A 953-nucleotide genomic window follows, 5' to 3' on the forward strand; every position below is an offset into this window, starting at 1 on the left:
TCTACATCGACGAGGTCGACAAGATCTGCCGCAAGGACGAGAACCCCTCGATCACCCGCGACGTGTCGGGTGAAGGGGTGCAGCAGGCGCTGCTCAAGATCCTCGAGGGGACCGTGGCGAACGTGCCCCCGCAGGGAGGGCGCAAGCACCCGCACCAGGAGTTCTTCCAGATCGACACGACGAACATCCTGTTCATCTGCGGCGGCGCCTTCGTCGGCCTCGACAAGGTGATCGAGCGGCGCATCGGCAAGAAGACGCTCGGCTTCAAGGCGGACGTCCGCGCGCAGGACAAGAAGAACATCGGCGCGACCCTCGAGCGGATCGAGCCGGAAGATCTCATCAAGTACGGGCTCATCCCCGAGTTCGTCGGCCGCCTTCCCGTCGTGGGCACGCTCCACGAGCTGGACAAGCAGGCGCTCGTCCAGATCCTGACGCAACCTCGCAACGCGATCACGCGTCAGTACCAGAGACTCTTCGAGTACGAGAACGTGAAGCTCCGCTTCACCGACGACGCGCTCGAGGCGATCGCGGAAAACGCCCTGCAGCGCAAGATCGGCGCGCGGGGGCTGCGGATGATCATCGAGGACCTGATGCTCGACCTGATGTACTCGCTGCCGGGCCAGAAGAAGATCCGGGAGTGCGTCATCACGCGCGAAGTGGTCGAGACCAAGGAAAAGCCGATCACCCTGATCGAGAAAGCCGGATAATTTGGTGGTTTGGTGATCTGGTGATCCGGTGCGCCAATCACCAAATCACCAAATCACCAAATCAACATCTAGAAGACATGGATCTCTACGAAACGCTCCCTATCGTCCCCTTGCGGGACGTCGTCGTGTTTCCCCACATGATGATGCCGTTCGTGATCGGGCGGCCCAGCTCGACGCGAGCGCTCGAGCACGCGCTCCTGAAGGACAAGCGGATTTTTCTGGCCGCGCAACACGACGCCGCGGTTG

The 953-nt window shown here is 61.7% G+C and carries 1 protein-coding gene and 1 pseudogene (1 of these 2 only partly in view); both read left to right on the plus strand.

Annotated features, from left to right (window positions below):
• A pseudogene (clpX, locus tag HYU53_10325) lies at positions 1-707 on the plus strand (ATP-dependent Clp protease ATP-binding subunit ClpX); it begins 419 nt to the left of the window's first position.
• Between the two features lie 77 nt (positions 708-784).
• A partial coding sequence (locus HYU53_10330) for an LON peptidase substrate-binding domain-containing protein (GenBank protein MBI2221590.1) occupies positions 785-953 on the plus strand: 169 nt, incomplete at its 3' end.

Source organism: Acidobacteriota bacterium (assembly GCA_016184105.1).
Taxonomy (GTDB): Bacteria; Acidobacteriota; Vicinamibacteria; order Vicinamibacterales; family 2-12-FULL-66-21; genus JACPDI01.